At 73.4% G+C, this 16,061-nt stretch carries 20 protein-coding genes; 10 read left to right on the forward strand and 10 right to left on the reverse strand.

Annotated features, from left to right (window positions below; all coding sequences use genetic code 11):
* Window positions 1-5 precede the first annotated feature (5 nt).
* Together ACRAKJ_RS29115 and ACRAKJ_RS29120 are read left to right on the forward strand one after the other, a co-directional pair.
* Window positions 6-1,106 (forward strand): histidine kinase, encoded by a 1,101-nt coding sequence (locus ACRAKJ_RS29115; RefSeq protein WP_438920548.1) that lies wholly within the window; start codon window positions 6-8, stop codon window positions 1,104-1,106.
* A gap of 26 nt (window positions 1,107-1,132) precedes the next feature.
* Complete coding sequence (locus ACRAKJ_RS29120) at window positions 1,133-1,777, forward strand: response regulator (RefSeq protein WP_438920592.1); 645 nt, start codon at window positions 1,133-1,135, stop codon at window positions 1,775-1,777.
* A 130-nt stretch (window positions 1,778-1,907) separates the two neighbouring features.
* Here the strand turns inward: ACRAKJ_RS29120 and arc are convergent, their stop codons facing one another.
* The gene (arc, locus tag ACRAKJ_RS29125; protein ID WP_438920547.1) at window positions 1,908-3,707 is read right to left on the reverse strand and encodes a proteasome ATPase; all 1,800 of its coding nucleotides are present in this window, start codon (window positions 3,705-3,707) and stop codon (window positions 1,908-1,910) included.
* 241 nt (window positions 3,708-3,948) lie between these two features.
* On the opposite strand from arc, the gene ACRAKJ_RS29130 reads away from it, so the two are divergent.
* Window positions 3,949-4,791 carry a hypothetical protein gene (locus tag ACRAKJ_RS29130; RefSeq protein ID WP_438920546.1) on the forward strand — a complete coding sequence of 281 codons (843 nt, stop codon included), beginning with the start codon at window positions 3,949-3,951 and terminating at the stop codon, window positions 4,789-4,791.
* A 73-nt stretch (window positions 4,792-4,864) separates the two neighbouring features.
* On the opposite strand, the gene ACRAKJ_RS29135 is transcribed toward ACRAKJ_RS29130, so the two are convergent.
* Both ACRAKJ_RS29135 and ACRAKJ_RS29140 read right to left on the reverse strand, forming a co-directional pair.
* Entirely contained in the window at window positions 4,865-5,692 is an 828-nt protein-coding gene (locus tag ACRAKJ_RS29135; protein WP_438920545.1) for a tRNA (adenine-N1)-methyltransferase, read from the reverse strand.
* A 66-nt stretch (window positions 5,693-5,758) separates the two neighbouring features.
* Complete coding sequence (locus ACRAKJ_RS29140; protein ID WP_438920544.1) at window positions 5,759-6,310, reverse strand: hypothetical protein; 552 nt, start codon at window positions 6,308-6,310, stop codon at window positions 5,759-5,761.
* A gap of 108 nt (window positions 6,311-6,418) precedes the next feature.
* Here ACRAKJ_RS29140 and ACRAKJ_RS29145 point away from each other — a divergent pair, with 108 nt between their 5' ends.
* Both ACRAKJ_RS29145 and ACRAKJ_RS29150 read left to right on the forward strand, forming a co-directional pair.
* Window positions 6,419-7,531 (forward strand): histidine kinase, encoded by a 1,113-nt coding sequence (locus ACRAKJ_RS29145; RefSeq protein WP_438920543.1) that lies wholly within the window; start codon window positions 6,419-6,421, stop codon window positions 7,529-7,531.
* The gene (locus tag ACRAKJ_RS29150; RefSeq protein ID WP_438920542.1) at window positions 7,528-8,169 is read left to right on the forward strand and encodes a response regulator; all 642 of its coding nucleotides are present in this window, start codon (window positions 7,528-7,530) and stop codon (window positions 8,167-8,169) included. Before ACRAKJ_RS29145 ends, ACRAKJ_RS29150 begins: the two co-directional genes overlap by 4 nt.
* Before the next feature lie 27 nt (window positions 8,170-8,196).
* Here the strand turns inward: ACRAKJ_RS29150 and ACRAKJ_RS29155 are convergent, their stop codons facing one another.
* On the reverse strand, window positions 8,197-9,324 hold the full coding sequence (locus ACRAKJ_RS29155; RefSeq protein WP_438920541.1) for a site-2 protease family protein: 1,128 nt from the start codon (window positions 9,322-9,324) through the stop codon (window positions 8,197-8,199).
* 95 nt (window positions 9,325-9,419) lie between these two features.
* Here ACRAKJ_RS29155 and ACRAKJ_RS29160 point away from each other — a divergent pair, with 95 nt between their 5' ends.
* Entirely contained in the window at window positions 9,420-10,283 is an 864-nt protein-coding gene (locus ACRAKJ_RS29160) for a PD-(D/E)XK nuclease family protein (protein WP_438920540.1), read from the forward strand.
* A complete protein-coding gene (locus ACRAKJ_RS29165; protein ID WP_438920539.1) occupies window positions 10,283-10,747 on the forward strand; it encodes a hypothetical protein in 465 nt (154 codons plus the stop codon). Before ACRAKJ_RS29160 ends, ACRAKJ_RS29165 begins: the two co-directional genes overlap by 1 nt.
* Here ACRAKJ_RS29165 and ACRAKJ_RS29170 read toward each other — a convergent pair.
* Genes ACRAKJ_RS29170 through ACRAKJ_RS29185 form a run of 4 tightly spaced genes read right to left on the reverse strand, consistent with a single transcriptional unit; the run spans window position 10,744 to window position 12,182 of the window.
* Complete coding sequence (locus ACRAKJ_RS29170) at window positions 10,744-11,040, reverse strand: antibiotic biosynthesis monooxygenase (protein WP_438920538.1); 297 nt, start codon at window positions 11,038-11,040, stop codon at window positions 10,744-10,746. The genes ACRAKJ_RS29165 and ACRAKJ_RS29170 overlap by 4 nt on opposite strands.
* A complete protein-coding gene (locus ACRAKJ_RS29175) occupies window positions 11,037-11,300 on the reverse strand; it encodes a phosphoribosyl-ATP diphosphatase (RefSeq protein WP_033434999.1) in 264 nt (87 codons plus the stop codon). The genes ACRAKJ_RS29170 and ACRAKJ_RS29175 overlap by 4 nt, the downstream gene beginning before the upstream one ends.
* Window positions 11,301-11,353: 53 nt before the next feature.
* Window positions 11,354-11,731 carry a hypothetical protein gene (locus tag ACRAKJ_RS29180; protein ID WP_438920537.1) on the reverse strand — a complete coding sequence of 126 codons (378 nt, stop codon included), beginning with the start codon at window positions 11,729-11,731 and terminating at the stop codon, window positions 11,354-11,356.
* A gap of 10 nt (window positions 11,732-11,741) precedes the next feature.
* Window positions 11,742-12,182: an N-acetyltransferase gene (locus ACRAKJ_RS29185; RefSeq protein WP_438920536.1), complete on the reverse strand. Its 441-nt coding sequence runs from the start codon at window positions 12,180-12,182 to the stop codon at window positions 11,742-11,744.
* Window positions 12,183-12,265: 83 nt separating this feature from the next.
* Here ACRAKJ_RS29185 and ACRAKJ_RS29190 point away from each other — a divergent pair, with 83 nt between their 5' ends.
* Complete coding sequence (locus ACRAKJ_RS29190; protein WP_438920535.1) at window positions 12,266-13,450, forward strand: GNAT family N-acetyltransferase; 1,185 nt, start codon at window positions 12,266-12,268, stop codon at window positions 13,448-13,450.
* A 4-nt stretch (window positions 13,451-13,454) separates the two neighbouring features.
* Here ACRAKJ_RS29190 and ACRAKJ_RS29195 read toward each other — a convergent pair whose 3' ends face one another.
* The gene (locus tag ACRAKJ_RS29195) at window positions 13,455-14,057 is read right to left on the reverse strand and encodes a LysE family transporter (RefSeq protein WP_438920534.1); all 603 of its coding nucleotides are present in this window, start codon (window positions 14,055-14,057) and stop codon (window positions 13,455-13,457) included.
* A 19-nt stretch (window positions 14,058-14,076) separates the two neighbouring features.
* Between ACRAKJ_RS29195 and ACRAKJ_RS29200 the strand changes: the two genes are divergently transcribed.
* Both ACRAKJ_RS29200 and ACRAKJ_RS29205 read left to right on the forward strand, forming a co-directional pair.
* Window positions 14,077-14,739 carry a (2Fe-2S)-binding protein gene (locus tag ACRAKJ_RS29200; RefSeq protein WP_438920533.1) on the forward strand — a complete coding sequence of 221 codons (663 nt, stop codon included), beginning with the start codon at window positions 14,077-14,079 and terminating at the stop codon, window positions 14,737-14,739.
* Complete coding sequence (locus ACRAKJ_RS29205; RefSeq protein WP_438920532.1) at window positions 14,709-15,065, forward strand: hypothetical protein; 357 nt, start codon at window positions 14,709-14,711, stop codon at window positions 15,063-15,065. Before ACRAKJ_RS29200 ends, ACRAKJ_RS29205 begins: the two co-directional genes overlap by 31 nt.
* Before the next feature lie 325 nt (window positions 15,066-15,390).
* Here ACRAKJ_RS29205 and ACRAKJ_RS29210 read toward each other — a convergent pair whose 3' ends face one another.
* The gene (locus tag ACRAKJ_RS29210) at window positions 15,391-16,050 is read right to left on the reverse strand and encodes an HAD-IA family hydrolase (RefSeq protein ID WP_438920531.1); all 660 of its coding nucleotides are present in this window, start codon (window positions 16,048-16,050) and stop codon (window positions 15,391-15,393) included.
* Window positions 16,051-16,061 lie beyond the last annotated feature (11 nt).

The following is a 16,061-nucleotide window of genomic DNA, read 5'->3' on the forward strand; positions in this document are numbered from 1 at the left end:
GGCCCGTGAAGTCCCGCCTGCTGCGCCTGCTGCCCACCGCCTACCCGTACCTGTTGGACGTGGTGGTCTCGGTGGTCTTCGTGCTGGCCTACCTCAGCTTCGCCGAGATGAGCACCGCCCCCCTGTGGCTGGGCTACCCGCTCGCGGTGCTCGTGGGCGCGCCGCTGGCGATGCGGCGCGGCCGGCCGCTGCTCACCCTCGGCATCGTGCTCGTGGCGCAGAACGTCGCCACGATCGCCCACATCACCCTGGAGCCCTACGGGGCGACGGCGTTCGCGATGTACATGGTGGCGGCGACGAGCCCGCGCCGGGTCGCGGTGTGGTCGCTGGTGGTGTCGCTGGGCCTCGCGGCGGGGGCCATCACGATCGGCGAGCCGTGGCCGGACGACATCGGGCTGGTCCTGTTCGCCTCGCTGTGCGTGGGCACGGCGTGGGCGCTGGGCCGGGTGACGCGGGTCCGGCGCGCCTACGAGGCGCGCAGGGCGGCCCAGGCGGCGTCGAGGGCGGTCATCGAGGAGCGGATGCGGATCGCCCGCGAGCTGCACGACGTGGTCGCGCACAGCCTCAGCCTCATCGCGGTCCAGGCGGGCACCGCCGCGCACGTGCGCGACCCGGCGGTGTCCGAGGAGGCGCTGCGGGTGATCGAGACGGCCTCGCGCGGCACCCTGGTGGAGATGCGCCGGCTGCTCGGCGTGCTGCGCTCGGAGGACGCGGAGGCGGAGCTGGCGCCCATGCCGAGCATGACCGACCTGCCGGAGCTGGTGTCGCGGGCCTCGCTCGCCGGGGTGACCGTCGACCTGTCGGTGCGGGGGGACGTACCGGAGGTGCTGGCGCTCACGGTGTACCGGATCGTGCAGGAGTCGATCACGAACGTGGTCAAGCACGCCGCGCCCGCGTCGTGCGCCGCCGAAGTCGAGGTGTCCGGTTCGTCCGTGTCGGTGGCGGTGGTGGACGACGGCCCCGGCGAGCGGATCGCGACCGGCCGGGGCGAGGGCCACGGGCTGATCGGGATGCGGGAGCGGGTGGCGGTGTACGGCGGGACGTTCTCGGCCGGGCCGCGGACGGGCGGCGGCTTCGAGGTGCGGGCGGAGGTGCCGCTGCCGTGATCGACGCCGACGTGATCGATGCCGCCGTGATCGACGTGGTGGTGGTGGACGACCAGGCGCTGCTGCGCGGCAGCTTCCGGGTGCTCGTGGACTCCGCGCCCGACCTGCGGGTCGTCGGCGAGGCCGGTGACGGCGCGGAGGCCGTGTCGGTGGTGCGGCGGACCTCGCCGGACGTGGTGCTGATGGACATCCGCATGCCGGGCGTGGACGGCATCACGGCCACCCGCGAGGTGGTCGCCTCGACCTCGGCCAGGGTGTTGATCCTGACCACCTTCGACCTGGACGAGTACGTCTACTCGGCGCTGCGGGCCGGGGCGAGCGGGTTCCTGCTCAAGGACACTCCCCCGGCCGAGCTGCTGGCCGCGATCCGGGTCGTGGCGGCGGGCGACTCGCTGCTGTCGCCGTCGGTGACCAGGCGGTTGGTGGCGGAGTTCGCGCGCGCCCCCGAGCAGCGGGAGGTCCGGCTGGAGGGCGTCACCGAGCGCGAGCGGGAGGTGCTGCTCCTCATCGCGCGGGGGCTGTCGAACACCGAGATCATGGCCGAGCTGCACCTGTCGGCGGGCACGGTGAAGACCCACGTGGGGCGGCTGCTGCACAAGCTCCAGGCCCGCGACCGGGCCCAGCTCGTCATCGCGGCGTACGAGTCGGGCCTGGTCACCGCCCGGTCCTAGCCGGTACACCCGGCGTTGGCCGGTCCGCCACCCGCGCCCGGTAGGTGTAGTGGTGGAGAAGTGGCGGGAGCCCGCCCGGCACGGTGGCCGGACGGGCTCCTCGTCGGTACCGACGTTCGGTGGAGCGGCCCTACAGGTACTGACCGGTGTTGGTGGCGGTGTCGATCGCCCGACCCGACTCCTGGTTCTTGCCGGTCACGAGCGTGCGGATGTAGACGATCCGCTCGCCCTTCTTGCCCGAGATCCGCGCCCAGTCGTCCGGGTTGGTCGTGTTGGGCAGGTCCTCGTTCTCGGCGAACTCGTCGACGATCGCGTCGAGCAGGTGGCGCACCGACAGGCCCGGCTGCTTGGTGTCCAGCAGGCTCTTGATGGCCGCCTTCTTGGCGCGGTCGACGATGTTCTGGATCATGGCGCCGGAGTTGAAGTCCCGGAAGTACAGGACCTCCTTGTCACCGTTGGCGTAGGTGACCTCCAGGAACCGGTTCTCCTCGGACTCCTCGTACATCCGCTCGACGGTGTGCTGCACCATGCCGTCGATGCACGCCACCGGGTCGCCGCCGAACTCGGCGAGGTCGTCGGCGTGGATCGGCAGGTCGGGCGTGAGGTACTTGTTGAAGATGTCCTTCGCGCCCTCGGCGTCCGGGCGCTCGATCTTGATCTTCACGTCGAGCCGGCCGGGACGCAGGATGGCCGGGTCGATCATGTCCTCGCGGTTGGAGGCGCCGATCACGATCACGTTCTCCAGGCCCTCGACGCCGTCGATCTCGCTGAGGAGCTGGGGCACGATCGTGGTCTCGACGTCGGAGGACACGCCCGAACCGCGGGTGCGGAAGATCGAGTCCATCTCGTCGAAGAACACGATCACCGGGGTGCCCTCGGACGCCTTCTCGCGCGCCCGCTGGAAGATCAAGCGGATGTGCCGCTCGGTCTCGCCCACGAACTTGTTGAGCAGCTCGGGGCCCTTGATGTTGAGGAAGTAGCTCTTGGCCTCGCGGTGGCCCTCGCCGCGCGCGGCGAAGACCTGCTTGGCCAGGGAGTTCGCCACCGCCTTGGCGATGAGCGTCTTGCCGCACCCGGGAGGGCCGTACAGCAGCACGCCCTTGGGCGGGCGCAGCTTGTACTCGCGGAAGAGGTCGGCGTGCAGGAAGGGCAGCTCCACGGCGTCGCGGATCTGCTCGATCTGCCGGAACAGGCCGCCGATGTCCTCGTACTTGACGTCCGGCACCTCCTCCAGCACGAGGTCCTCGACCTCGGCCTTGGGGACCCGCTCGTAGGCGAACCCGGCCTTGGAGTCGACCAGCAGCGAGTCGCCCGCCTTGAGCGGCGAGTCCATCAGCGGCTGGGCGAGCCAGACGACCCGCTCCTCGTCGGCGTGGCCCACGACCAGGGCCCGACCGATCGTGGTGTCGGCCTCTTCCGACTCGAGGACCTCGCGCAGCGTGCAGACCTCGCCGGTCCGCTCGAAGCCGCCGCCCTCGACCACGGTCAACGCCTCGTTCAGGCGCACCGACTGGCCCAGGACCAGCGACGACGTCTCGACCGCGGGCGAGACCGACACCCGCATCCGACGGCCTGAGGTGAACACGTCCACCGTGCCGTCCTCGAACCGCGCCAGGTACACGCCGTAGCCGCTGGGCGGCTGGGCGAGGCGGTCCACCTCCTCGCGCAGCGCGAGCAGCTGGCTCCGTGCTTCTCGAAGGGTGTCGATGAGCTTCGTGTTGCGCTCGGTCAGTTGGCTGACGCGCTCCGTCGCCTCCGCCAACCGCTGCTCCAGCAGGCGGACGTGTCGTGGGGATTCCGTCAACTTGCGGCGCAGCAACGCGATCTCGTCCTCGAGGAACCGGATCTGCGCAGTCAGCTCACCAGAGTTGTTGCCCTTGTTCAGCTCGCCGCCCTCATCGGGCTGGCTGCCGGGATGACCGTGCTGCATGTCGGCACCCTCCTCCCGTGTACGTACGACAACGGTACCGGCGATCACCGACAAAAGCCGCCACCCTGCGAGTTCCCGGGCGTCGCGTGATCACGCATTCCGCCCGCTCGGCCGGATGAACTGCTCCATACCGGTGTCAGCCGGAACCTCCTACCCGCTACGGTGCGTCTCTAACACGAGTGCCACGTGCGTGGTCCGGGCAGTCTCCACTGCCACCAGCGCAAAGTTCTAGGAGAACGTGATGTCCGTCCCGCCGCAGCAGCCGGAACCCCACGGTCAGCAGCCGGGTCCATTTGGCCAACAACCAGGCCAATTCGGTCAGCAGCCGGGGTACGGCCAGCAGCCCGGCGGGTACCCGCCACCGCCCCAGGGCTTCCCACAGGGTGGACAGCAGCCCGGCTACGGGACCCCGCCGGCCGGGCAGCCGCAGCCCGGCTACGGCCCTCCGCCCGGCGCCCACGGGCAGCCCCAGCAGCCCGGACAGCCCGGTTACGGCCAGCAGCCGTACGGACCGCAAGGCCAGTTCAACCAGCCCGGTTACGGCCAACCGGGTGGTTTCGGCGACCCGTACGGCGCGCCGCCCAAGAAGAGCCCGCTGCCGTGGGTCCTCGGGGGCGTCGGCGCGCTGGTCGTCATCGGCGTGGTGGTCACGTTGGTGCTGACGCTGGGCGGCGGGAGCAACGGCACGGCCAAGGACGCGGCGGACGGCTTCGCGGCGGCCGTCTCGGCCAAGGACTACGAGAAGCTCGGCAAGCTGACCTGCGCCGAGGACCAGAAGGACGTCGAGGACCTGAAGAAGGCGTTCGACCCGGACGCGATGAGCGCCGAGATCGACAAGCAGCTCGAAGGCCTGCCCGAGGAGGCGAAGGAGCAGGCCAGGAAGATGCAGGAGGCGATCAAGGACATCAAGATCGTCGCCACCGTCGACAAGGTCGAGGAGAAGAGCGACACCCAGGCCGAGGCGACCATGACCATCAAGCTGGAGGGCATCCCCGGCGACATGCAGGGGATGATGAAGGACTCGCAGACCGACACGGTCTCGTTCACCAAGACCGACGACGGCTGGGTCGCCTGCGGCAACTGAACCCCGCCGCGACCGGCCCCACGACGTCCGACGGCCCCGCCCACCACCTGGTGGACGGGGCCGTCGTGCCTGGTCAGCCCTTGGACGGCCGGCGCTGCGGGCGGGGCGGGGTGACGCCGTCGGCGAGCCTGCGGGTGGTCAGCAGGAACGCGGTGTGGGCGATCATCCGGTGCTCGGGCCGCACGGCCAGGCCCACCGAGTGCCACGGCCGCACGAGGGTCTCCCACGACTGGGGCTCGGTCCAGTGCTGCTGCTCCCGGATGGCCTCGGTGACCTTGGACAGCTGGGTCGTGGTCGCCACGTAGACGACCAGCACGCCGCCGGGGATCAGGTTCTTCGACACGGTCGGCAGCACGTCCCAGGGGGCGAGCATGTCGAGGACCACCCGGTCGACCTCGCCCTCGTGCTCGACGAGGTCGCTCACGGTCAGCGACCAGTTGCCGGGCCGCTCGCCGAAGAACTGCTCGACGTTGCGGATCGCGTGGTCGGCGTGGTCCTGGCGCACCTCGTAGGAGATCACGCTGCCCTTCTCGCCGACCGCGCGCAGCAACGAGCAGGTCAGGGCCCCGGAACCGGCGCCGGCCTCCAGCACCCGGGCACCGGGGAAGATGTCGCCGTACATGACGATCTGGGCGGCGTCCTTGGGGTAGATCACCTGGGCGCCCCGCGGCATGGACAGCACGTAGTCGGCCAGCAGCGGTCGCAGGGCCAGGAACGACGTGCCGCCGACGGAGACCACCACCGACCCCTCGGGCTGCCCGATCAGCTTGTCGTGCGGCAGGGCACCGCGGTGGGTGTGGTACTCCTTGCCCGGTTCGAGCACGATGGTGTAGTGCCGTCCCTTCGGGTCGGTCAACTGCACCCGGTCTCCGGGCTGGAACGGACCACTGGCGGTGCTCACCGCGGCGAACCTCCTGCTTGGACGCGCGTCAACAGCGCACGATCGTCGCACGGCCGCCGCGGCGCGCTACCGGCGGGACTTCCCGGTCTCGGTGAACGAGTGGTGTACCGGCCAGCCGAGCAGCCAGATGATCCCGACCACGGTCATCACGCCCATCTGGTCGAGCAGCGTCCCGGTGCGCTCCGGCGTCGAGACGACGTGCACCAGCAGCAGCACGACGGCGCCCGCGATGGCCCAGGCCAGCGCGAACTTGCCCCACTCGCGCCACTCGTAGCGCACCTTCGCCGGGCCGCGCTTGGGCGGCTTGACCGGCGGCGGACCGCCCGCGAAGCGGTGGTGGAAGCGCTGGTCGAGCCAGCGCAGCCCGCTGTGCCCGAACGCCACGCTGATGCCCAGGTAGATGGCGGCCAACCCGTGCGCCGCGTTCCCCTCACCCCCTCTCCTCAGGTCGACGACGGTCGCGACCAGCAGCACCACGTCCACCAGGGGGGTGCACACCAGCAGGACCGAGCTGAGCCTGCGCATCCGCAGCACGTACCGGGCGAACAGGCCGGCTACCAGCACGACCCAGAACCCGATCTCGCACGCCACAATGATGACCAACAACGGTTCGACCACGGTCCCAGCGTGGTCGTGCGCGCCGGCGGGCGCGTCGTCGGTGCGACCCACCCGGGTGTCATCACTTCGTATGACGCCCCCGTCCGGGTGCTGTGCTGTGATGGCGGCGTGCAGCTCCAGCGGATCCGCCGCGACCTGCTCACCGCGGTGGCGTTCTTCGCCGTGGGGCTGGTCCTCCACCTGCTCAACATCGACCTGGTGCTCGGCGGCCGGGACGCGGACGTACCCCTCGGCACCCGGCTCGCCGTGCTCGGCGTGGCGTGCGCGGGCCAGGTGTTCCGCCGCACGGTGCCCGTCGCGGCCCTCGTCGTGGTCTTCGCCGCGACGGCGGTCGACCTGTCCCTGGGGTTGCGGCTCTCGGTGGTGCTGGTGTGCGTCGACGTGCTGTTCGCGGCGGCGCTGCACGGCCCGCGGCGGCTGCACCAGGTGCTCGTGGGCGCGGTCGGCGCGCTGACCCTGGGCACCGCGGCCGTGGTCGCGGTGGTCGGCGACTGGCGGTCGTCGTTCTACGCCGGCCTCCAGGTGTTCTCGCTGCTCGTGGCGCCGGTGTGGTGGGCGACGAACGTGCGGCAGCACCGCGAGGGGGCCGAGCAGGTCGCCCGGATCGCCGAGCTGGACCGGCGGGCGGCGGTGGGTGCCGAGCGCACCCGCATGGCCCGTGACCTGCACGACGTGGTCGCCGGGCACCTGTCCGCCATCGCGATCCAGTCCGAGGCGGTGCTCTCGCTGCGCGACGGCGACCCGGAGACCGCGCGCACGGTGCTGAAGTCGGTCCGCGAGAACAGCGTGCGCGCCCTGGAGGAGATGCGGATGATGATCGACGTGCTGCGCGCGGAGGAACCGCTGGACGCGCCGGTCGCCGTGCGGCTGTCCGACGCGGACCGCCTGGTGGAGTCGGCGCGGGCGGCCGGGCTGGACGTGGAGTTCCGGGGCGCGGACGTCGACGACCTGCCGGTGGCGGTGGACGTCGCGGCCTACCGGATCGTGCAGGAGGCGTTGACCAACGCGGTGAAGCACTCGTCCGGCGCGCACGCGTCGGTGGAGCTGGAACGGCAGGTCAGGCGGTTGGTGCTGGTCGTGCGCAACCCTGCGGACGAGGTGGAGCCGGGCACCGGGACGGGGTTGGTGAGCATGGCGGAACGCGCTCAGGCGGTGCTCGGGTCGTTCTCGGCGGGCCGCGACGGCGGCGAGTGGGTCGTGCGGGCGGAGCTGCCGCTGTGATCCGGGTGCTGGTGGCCGACGACCACGCCGCGATCCGGGCCGGGCTCGTGATGATCCTGGGCGGCGCGGACGGCGTCGAGGTGGTCGGCGAGGCGGGTGACGGCGCGACGGCGGTGCGGATGACCCGGTCGCTGCGGCCCGACGTGGTGCTGATGGACATCCGGATGCCGGGCACGGACGGCATCGAGGCGACGCGGCAGATCGGCGACGTGGCGGACGTGCTGGTGCTGACGACGTTCGACCTGGACGAGTACGTGTCCGGGGCGCTGCGGGCGGGCGCGGCGGGGTTCCTGCTGAAGTCCGTGGAGGCGCCCGCGCTGGTGGAGGCGGTGCGGCGGGTCGCGGCGGGTGACGGCGTGCTCGCGCCCAGCGTGACGCGGCGGGTGATGCGGGAGTTCGCCTCGGCCGCGCCCCGGACCCGCCCGGCGGGCCTGGACTCGCTGACCGAGCGCGAGGTCGACGTGCTGCGCTGCCTCGGCGAAGGGCTGTCGAATCACCAGATCGGGCGAAAGCTGCACATCGGCGAGACGACGGTGAAGACGCACGTGTCGCGGGTGCTGACGAAGCTGGACCTGCGGTCGCGGGTGCAGGCGGCGATCCTGGCCCAGGAGGCGAACCTGCTCAGCGGCGGTCGGTAGGCGGTCCGGGCCGACAGCGGTCCGGGCTCAACGGCGGTCCAGGGCGGCCTTGAGGTCCTCGCGCCGCAGCACGCCCGCGGGCCTGCCCTCCAGGTCGACGACCAGGTACTCCCAGGCCGCGGTGCCGCGGACGCGCTCGACCACCTCGTCGCCGCTCTCGTTCTCCAGCAGCACGGTCTCCGGCCGGATCGGCACGGCGGCCTGCTCGGCGGGCGCGTGCGGCGAGGTCGAGGCGAGCTGCCGGGCCATCTCCCGGTCGAGCAGGCCGGCCGCGACGCCGTCCGCGCGGACCAGCACCACGCCCCGGCCCGCGGACGCGGTCAGCGCGCCCGACACGGGGCTCTCGGCGGGCAGTTGCAGCACGGGGCGGACCAGCTCGGTGAGCGTGAGGCCCTCCGGCCAGGTCCGCCGGTGCTCGGCGGCCAGCTCGCCGCGCGCGCCGGCCAGCACGAACCAGGCCGTGAGCAGGCACACGCCGAACCTGATCCAGCGGTCCTCGGCCCCGTCGAACAGGCCCCACAGCGCCCACGCCACCAGCAGCGCGGCCACCGCCCCGCCGCCGACCACCGCGGCCCTGGTACCCGCCGCTCGGCGGCCCGTGACGGCCCAGACGCCGGCGCGCAGGATGCGCCCGCCGTCCAGCGGCAGCCCCGGGAGCAGGTTGAACACCGCCACGGCGGCGTTGGCGAACGCGGTCTGCGCGATCAGCAGCCACACCGCGTCGGGTCGCGGGATCGCGGCGGCGGCCAGCGCGAACGCCCCCGCCAGCACGATCGAGACCACCGGTCCGGCCGCGGCGATGGCGCCCTCGTGCGCGGGTTTGGCGGGGGTGCGCATCACCTCGGACACGCCGCCCAGCAGGAACAGCCGCAACCGGCGGACCGGCAGGCCCAGGTGCAGCGCGACGAGGCTGTGGCCCAGCTCGTGGGCGAGCACCGACAGGCCCAGGAAGACGGCGAACGTGGCCGCGAGCAGCACGCCGGTGATCCCGCCCGCGCCGGGGGCGAGGCGCCCGACCATCGGGGCGTAGAGCACGACGATGGCCGCCGACCCCAGCCACCACGACGGCGCGAGCAGCACCGGTATCCCGGCCGCGCGGAACAGCGGCAGCCCACCGTCCCGGCCGACCTGCCGTCGCCAACCCGTCGTCGCCACGTCCAGAGCCTAGGTGCCCCGGTGTATCAGCGCTGTGATCCCGACCAGGGCGTTTGGAGGTGATCTTGTCGGTGGGGTGGCCTATCGTTCCCGCCATGGCAGTGCCGACAACCGAGCGCCCCGTTCGCAGGCCAGCGCTCTCCCCGTCCCGTGCGGGCGACTTCAAGCAGTGCCCGCTGCTCTACCGGTTCCGCGCCGTCGACCGGCTGCCGGAGAAGCCGACCAGGGCGCAGGTGCGGGGCACGGTGGTGCACGCGGTGCTGGAGGACCTGTTCGGGCTGCCCGCCCGGGAGCGGGTCCCGGAGCGGGCCCGCGAGCTGGTGGGCCCCGCGTGGGAGCGGGTGCGGGCGGAGCGGCCGGAGTTCGCCGGGCTGTTCGAGGCCGACGACCCGGAGCAGGAGACGTGGCTGGCCTCCGCCGAGGGGCTGCTGGACGGCTACTTCGGGTTGGAGGACCCGCGCCGGTTCGACCCGGACGCCCGCGAGCTGCTGGTCGAGTGGGAGCTGCCGTCCGGGGTGCTGCTGCGCGGCTACGTCGACCGGGTGGACGTGGCGCCGACCGGCGAGATCCGGGTGGTCGACTACAAGACGGGCGCCGCGCCGCGCGAGGTGGGCGAGGCCAAGGCGCTGTTCCAGATGAAGTTCTACGCGCTGGTGCTGTGGCGGCTGCGCGGCGAGGTGCCCCGCCAGCTGCGGTTGATGTACCTGGCCGACCGGCAGGCGCTGGCCTACCAGCCGGACGAGGCGGAGCTGGCCCGGTTCGAGCGCACCCTGGAGGCGATCTGGGACGCCATCCTGCGCGCGGCGAAGACGGGCGACTTCCGGCCGAACCCGAGCAAGCTGTGCTCCTACTGCGACCACAAGGCGCTGTGCCCGGCGTTCGACGGCACCCCGCCGCCCTACCCGGGCTGGCCGGAGCCGGACGCGGGCGTGGAGACGGTGCTGGACAGGGCGGACTAGTGGCGTTCTACGAGCGGCTCGACGAGGGCCGGTTCGCCTCGACCCCGCACACGTCGGGTCCGTGGTCGGGCGAGAGCCAGCACCTCGGGCCGCCGTCGGCGCTGCTGGTGCGGGCGGTGGAGTGGCGGTCGGTCGGCGGCGCCTTCGGGCCGGGCGACGCCGTGGTGTGGGCGCGACCGCGGGTGCCGGTGGTGGCGGGCGAGGAACCGACCGCCCTCCAGCGGCTGTTCGCGATAGCCGACTCGGCCGGCGGCGTGTCGAGCCGGCTGGACGTCGCGAAGTGGTACTCGATCAACACCGACCTGACCGTGCACCCGCACCGGGAGCCGGTCGGCGAGTGGTTCGCCCTCGACGCGCGCACGGTGATCGGCCCGGCGGGCGTCGGCGTGGCGACCAGCGAGCTGCACGACGAGTCGGGTCCCGTGGGTCGCGGCGCGCAGTCGCTGTTCGTGCGGGAGCGCTAGGGCGCGTCGAGCGCGCGGTAGTGCTCGACGGTCGGGAACGGGTCGTAGAAGTGGTGCAGCAGCGCCTTCCACCGCGGGTACAGCGGGCCCTGCCGGAAGCCGACCGTGTGGTCCTCCAGGCGTTCCCACCACACCAGCAGCAGGTAGCGGGACGGCTGCTCGACCGACCGCCGCAGGTCCAGCGAGACGAAGCCCGGCGAGGTGGCGACGACGTCGCGGGCCTCGGCGAACGCCCGCTCGAAGTCCGCCTCCAGGCCGGGGCGGACGTCGAGCGTCGCGGTTTCCAGGATCACAGGTGCTTGTAGACGTCTTCGAGGGTGAGGCCGCGGCCGAGCATCAGCACCTGCACGCGGTACAGCAGCTGCGAGACCTCCTCGGCGAGCCGCTCGTCGGACTCGTGCTCGGCGGCGATCCACACCTCGCCGGCCTCCTCCAGCACCTTCTTGCCCTGCGCATGCACCCCGGCCTCCAGAGCCGCGGCGGTGGCGGAGCCCTCAGGGCGGGTGCGTGCGCGTTCGCTCAGCTCGGCGAACAGCTCGTCGAAGGTCTTCACGGGGTCTGATCCTCGCATCCCCCGAACGGCGGCAGGCCGGTGGGGACCCCGGTTCAGCCGACCGGGACGCGGGTCCGGGCGCGCAGCCCGACGACCTGCGCCACCACCGACGCCGCGGCGAACAGCACGCCCAGCCCGGGGCGCGGCACCGCCACCGGGACGACCCCGGCCCAGGACGCGCCGTCGTACCCGGACGCCACGAGCACCGCCGCCGCGAGCGCCACCGCGCCCACGACCAGGCCGGGCACGGGGCCGGACCGGGCGGGCAGCAGCGCGCACGCGTGCAGCAGCGCCGCCGCACCGAGGTAGAGCCACCACCGGGGCAGCCGCGACAGCTCGACGTCGACCTGCCCGTAGTGCGACCACGGCACGAGCACGGCCAGCACGGTGAGGCTGAGGGCGACGACGGTCCACTTGGCGAGCGGGCTCACCCCGCGAACCCTAGATGCCGTAGCGCGGGGCGGTGAACGGCCACGCCTCGGCGATCCACTTCGGCACGAACGCGTCGAGCGCGCGCTCCAGGTCGGTGCCGACCTTGTCGTCCACGACCCACCAGGAGATCAGCGCCTCGGTGCCCTCCGGGTCGATGTAGACGCACCCGTACAGCTCGGTCTCGTCGGCGTTGAACAAGGCGTAGTTGAACGACAGGTGGTCGTTCTGCTCCTGCTCGTGGCGGGCCAGGTCGACGCGGTCCTGCTCGCGGGTCATGGTGGCGGGCGGCCAGCCCCACGCCTCGCCGTAGAGCGACCAGAGCCGTTCCCGCGACCCCACCACGGCCGGGAAGTCGATGTCCACATCGGACTCGCGGATGGGTCGCAGGTGGTGCTCGGCATCGAGCGGCACGCGGTTCGGGTGGACGAAGTCAGCGGGGAGCCAGGCCATGCGCGGGATTCTGCGTGGCCGGCCGCCGGGCGCGCCACCGAAAATCCGTTGGCACGCGACGTGACCGGGGCCACACTGCTGCGGTGACCTCCCTGGACGGCCTCGTGCTGCGGACCGCGCGCCCCGACGACCTCGACCGGATCGGCGCGCTGCTGGCGGACCGGGGCGACCCCGCGGACGCCGTGGACCACCTGCTGGTGGTGGAGGACCCGGACGCCGGGTGGGAGTCGTGCGCGGTCGTCGTGGACGGCGACCGGGTGGTGTCCACCGCGACCCTGCTGGACGAGACGCTGGTGCTGGCCGGGCTGGAGATCCCGGCGGGCCAGGTCGAACTGGTCGCCACCGATCGCGACTACGAGGGCCGCGGCCTGGTCCGGGCGCTGATGGGCTGGGCGCACGAGCGGTCCGCCGCCCGGGGGCACCTGGTGCAGGTCATGCTCGGCATCCCGTACTTCTACCGGAAGTTCGGCTACACCTACGCGGTGCCGATCGCGGCGACGCGCCCGGTGACCGGCCACCCGGCGGCGGGGGCGCACGCGATCCGCGAGGCGACGGTCGACGACATCCCGGCGATGGCCCGGCTCCAGGACGCCGAGCAGGCGCGCGCCGACCTGTCCATGCCGCACTCCCCCGCCCTGTGGCGCTGGCTGATCTCCCGCGACGGCAGCACCCAGTGGCTGGTCGAACGGGACGGCGTGCCGGTCGCGACGGGCCGCACCACCCCGCCCGACGAGGGCCTGCGGCTGGCCGAGGCCGCCGCGACCGACGAGGCCGCCGGGCACGCGCTGCTCGCGCTGACCGGCGCGCGGGAGGCCACCGAGCGGCCGGGCACGGTGGCGGGCGCCGCGCTGGAGCCGTTCCTGGCGCCGGCCGCCGAGGAGACCAACTCCCACTACGTGCGGGTCGCCGACCCGGTCGCCCTGCTGGAGCACCTGCGGCCGGTGTTCGGGGCGCGGCTCGCGGCGTCGGGGGCGTTCGCCGACCGGGAGGGCGAGGCCGTGGTGTCGTTCTACGGGTCGCACGTGCGGCTGCCGTTCACGGCGGGCGAGGTCGGCCCGGTCGTGGCGGGCGGCACGATGCAGGCACCGGGGGCGGCGGGCGGCGCGGGCGTGGCGCCGGACCTGCTGGCGTCGCTGCTGTTCGGCCCGCACGGCCTCAAGGGCCTCACGGCCCGCCACCCCGACGTCTACCCGGGCCCGAACGCGGACCTGATGCACACCCTGTTCCCGCCGGTGCGCGCCGACATCATGACGTTCTACCTGCCCTGAGCCGCTACCACCCGTACCCGGCGAACTCCACGCCCAGCGCCACGCCCGCGAGCACCAGCAGCACGCCCGCGCAGGCCAGGGCACGTCGGTAGCCGGTGTCGCCGAGCCGGCGCCTGCCCCGCGCGACCAGGAGCGCGATCAGGACCTTGCCGCCGACCAGGGTCAGGTAGAAGCCGACCAGCAGCGCCACCGCCGCCGCGGACGACGTGCGCCACGTGCTGACGGTCAGCGGGCCGAGGGCGGTCGCCCACGCCACCCACGGGTGCGGGCTCAGCACGTTGACCAGCACCGCCCGCCGGAACGCCGGGGGTTCGCCGGTCGCGCCGAGGGTCGCCGACCGCGACTCGCGGACGGTCCGCACCCCGCTCCACACCACGAACACCGCGCCGACGACGCCGAGCACGCCCAGCGCGCGCGGCGGCAGCCGGTCCAGGAGCAGCAGGGTCGTGGCGACGACGACGGCGTCGGACAGCAGCGGGGCGCACGCCGCCGCAGCGCCCGCGCGCCACCCCGAGCGCAGTGCCGACGTGACGACCAGCACCAGCAGCGGTCCGGGGCTGATGCTCGCCGCCAGGCCGAGGGTCAGGCCCAGCCCCAGGGAGTCCACGCCGGGCAGACTAGGTCACGTGCCCGAGTACGCCCGAGTCCTGGCCACCCTGCGACGGGTGCGCGGCCTGAGCCCCTTCTTCGCCCTCGACGTCGGCCGACCCGACGAGGGCTGGCACGACGGGGACGCGCTGCCGTCCGGTCCCGCGCTGCCCGACGCGCTCGACCGCGTCGCCGCCCGCTACCGCACCGCCGAGCCGCGGGTGGCGGCGTCGCTGTTCTTCCTCGGCTGGACGGCCCGGCTGCTGAGCCCGGTGGTGGCGGCGCGGGCCGTCGACGGCGCGGTGCCGGACGTGCGGCCGGGCAACGTGTGGTGGCGCTACGGCCCCGACGGCCTCCAGGTGCGGTTGAAGGAACCCCTGGTGGGGGTGGGTCTCGTCGAGTCGCTCGCGCCCGTGGTCGACGCGGTGCGGGCGGTCGCGCCGGTCGCGCCGGGGCTGCTGTGGGGCAACGCGGCGTCGTCCGCGGCGGGTGCGCTGCGGGTCGTGGCGCGCACCGGCACGGCGAGCGCCGAGGCGTGCGTGGAGCTGGGCGGGGAGCTGTTCGCCGAACCGCCGCTGCGGGGCACCGGCGAGTTCGTGCCGTTCCCCGGCGAGGTCGCGTTCCGGCGGCGCAGCTGCTGCCTCTACTACCGGCTCGACGGCGGCGGGACGTGCGGCGACTGCCCGCTGCCCGCCCGCTGACCACGTGGGGCGAGGCGCACGACAACTCGTCCGGCCGGTTGTGCCCGACCACGATCCACACCTACCGTGCGGGCGCCGCGGCGGACGGGGAGCCGGTGGGAATCCGGCGCGGTCCTCGCCACTGCGACCGGGGAGCCGACCCGCCGAGAACGTCACTGGCCGCGCAGCCCGCCCCGATCCACGTGCCCAAGTGGGCCTACGCCGTCGCGCTGCTGGTGACCTGGGTGGTGCTCCAGGAGAACGGCGTCGCCCTCGGCCACGCCGCGGAGACCGTCCACGAGTTCTTCCACGACGGGCGCCACGCGCTCGGCGTGCCGTGCCACTGAGGCCGGGCGTGCCCACCCGGACGACGTGCCCAGCGGGGTGCTGTGGGACTTCCGGTTGGCCTCCGCCGAGACGGCCACGTTGTGGCTGGGTCTGGGCGTGGTGTTCGGCCTGCTGGTCGCCCCTGCCGCGCACCGGGTGAACACCGCCGTCGCGGCCCGACCCGGGGTCACGAACGCAGAACTCGGGGGTCCTGAGCGTAGGACTCGGGGGTCCTAAGCGTAGGACTCGGGGGTCCTGAGCGTAGGACTCACCGGTCCTGAGCGTAGGACTCGCCGGGTCTGGGCGTTGGACTCTCGGGGGTGGGCGGGTGGGGGGTGGGGCGGGTCAGGGGAGGAGGGCGGTTAGGGCGGGCAGGTCCACGCCGGTCAGGGAGTCGCGGAACACGCGGCGCTCGCCCTGGTCCACGGGGACCTCGCACGGCACGACCAGGACGGTGCAGCCGGCGGCCACGGCGGCGGCCACGCCGGTCGGCGAGTCCTCGACCGCCACGCAGCGCGCCGGGTCGGCGCCCAGCAGGCGGGCGGCCTTCAGGTAGGGCTCGGGCAGCGGCTTGTTGCGGCCGTCGACCTCGTCACCGCAGACGACCACGTCGAACAGGTCCCGGCCCAGGGTGTCCAGGGCCACCTCGGTCAGCCTGCGCTCGGTGGAGGTGACCAGCGCCATCGGCACGCCCGACGAGCGCACCGCGCGCAGCGCGTCCTGGGCGCCCGGCCGCCACGGCAGCCCGGCCCGGAACACCTCCTCGGTGCGGCGCGAGATCCAGGCCGCGCCGTCCGCGGCGTCCTCCTCCGTCGGCACCAGGCCGACCTCGCCGAACAGCAGCGCCATGGTCCTGGGCACGCTCGACCCGACCAGTGATCGCCGGGTCTCGGCGGACAGCTCGCCACCCAGCTTCCCCACGAACTCGGCGAGCGGGACGTCCCACAGCTTCTCCGAGTCCAGCAGCGTGCCGTCCATGTCCCACAGCACAGCCTCGACCGTCATCTCCACCCTTC

The sequence above is a fragment of the Saccharothrix sp. DSM 118769 genome, from assembly GCF_052936295.1.

Bases quoted from the DNA above. Each gene is read 5' to 3' on its own strand.
- arc (WP_438920547.1), bottom strand. From the start codon at position 3,707: ATGCAGCACGGTCATCCCGGCAGCCAGCCCGATGAGGGCGGCGAGCTG.
- ACRAKJ_RS29130 (WP_438920546.1), top strand. From the start codon at position 3,949: ATGTCCGTCCCGCCGCAGCAGCCGGAACCCCACGGTCAGCAGCCGGGT.
- ACRAKJ_RS29160 (WP_438920540.1), top strand. From the start codon at position 9,420: ATGGCAGTGCCGACAACCGAGCGCCCCGTTCGCAGGCCAGCGCTCTCC.
- ACRAKJ_RS29185 (WP_438920536.1), bottom strand. From the start codon at position 12,182: ATGGCCTGGCTCCCCGCTGACTTCGTCCACCCGAACCGCGTGCCGCTC.
- ACRAKJ_RS29210 (WP_438920531.1), bottom strand. From the start codon at position 16,050: ATGACGGTCGAGGCTGTGCTGTGGGACATGGACGGCACGCTGCTGGAC.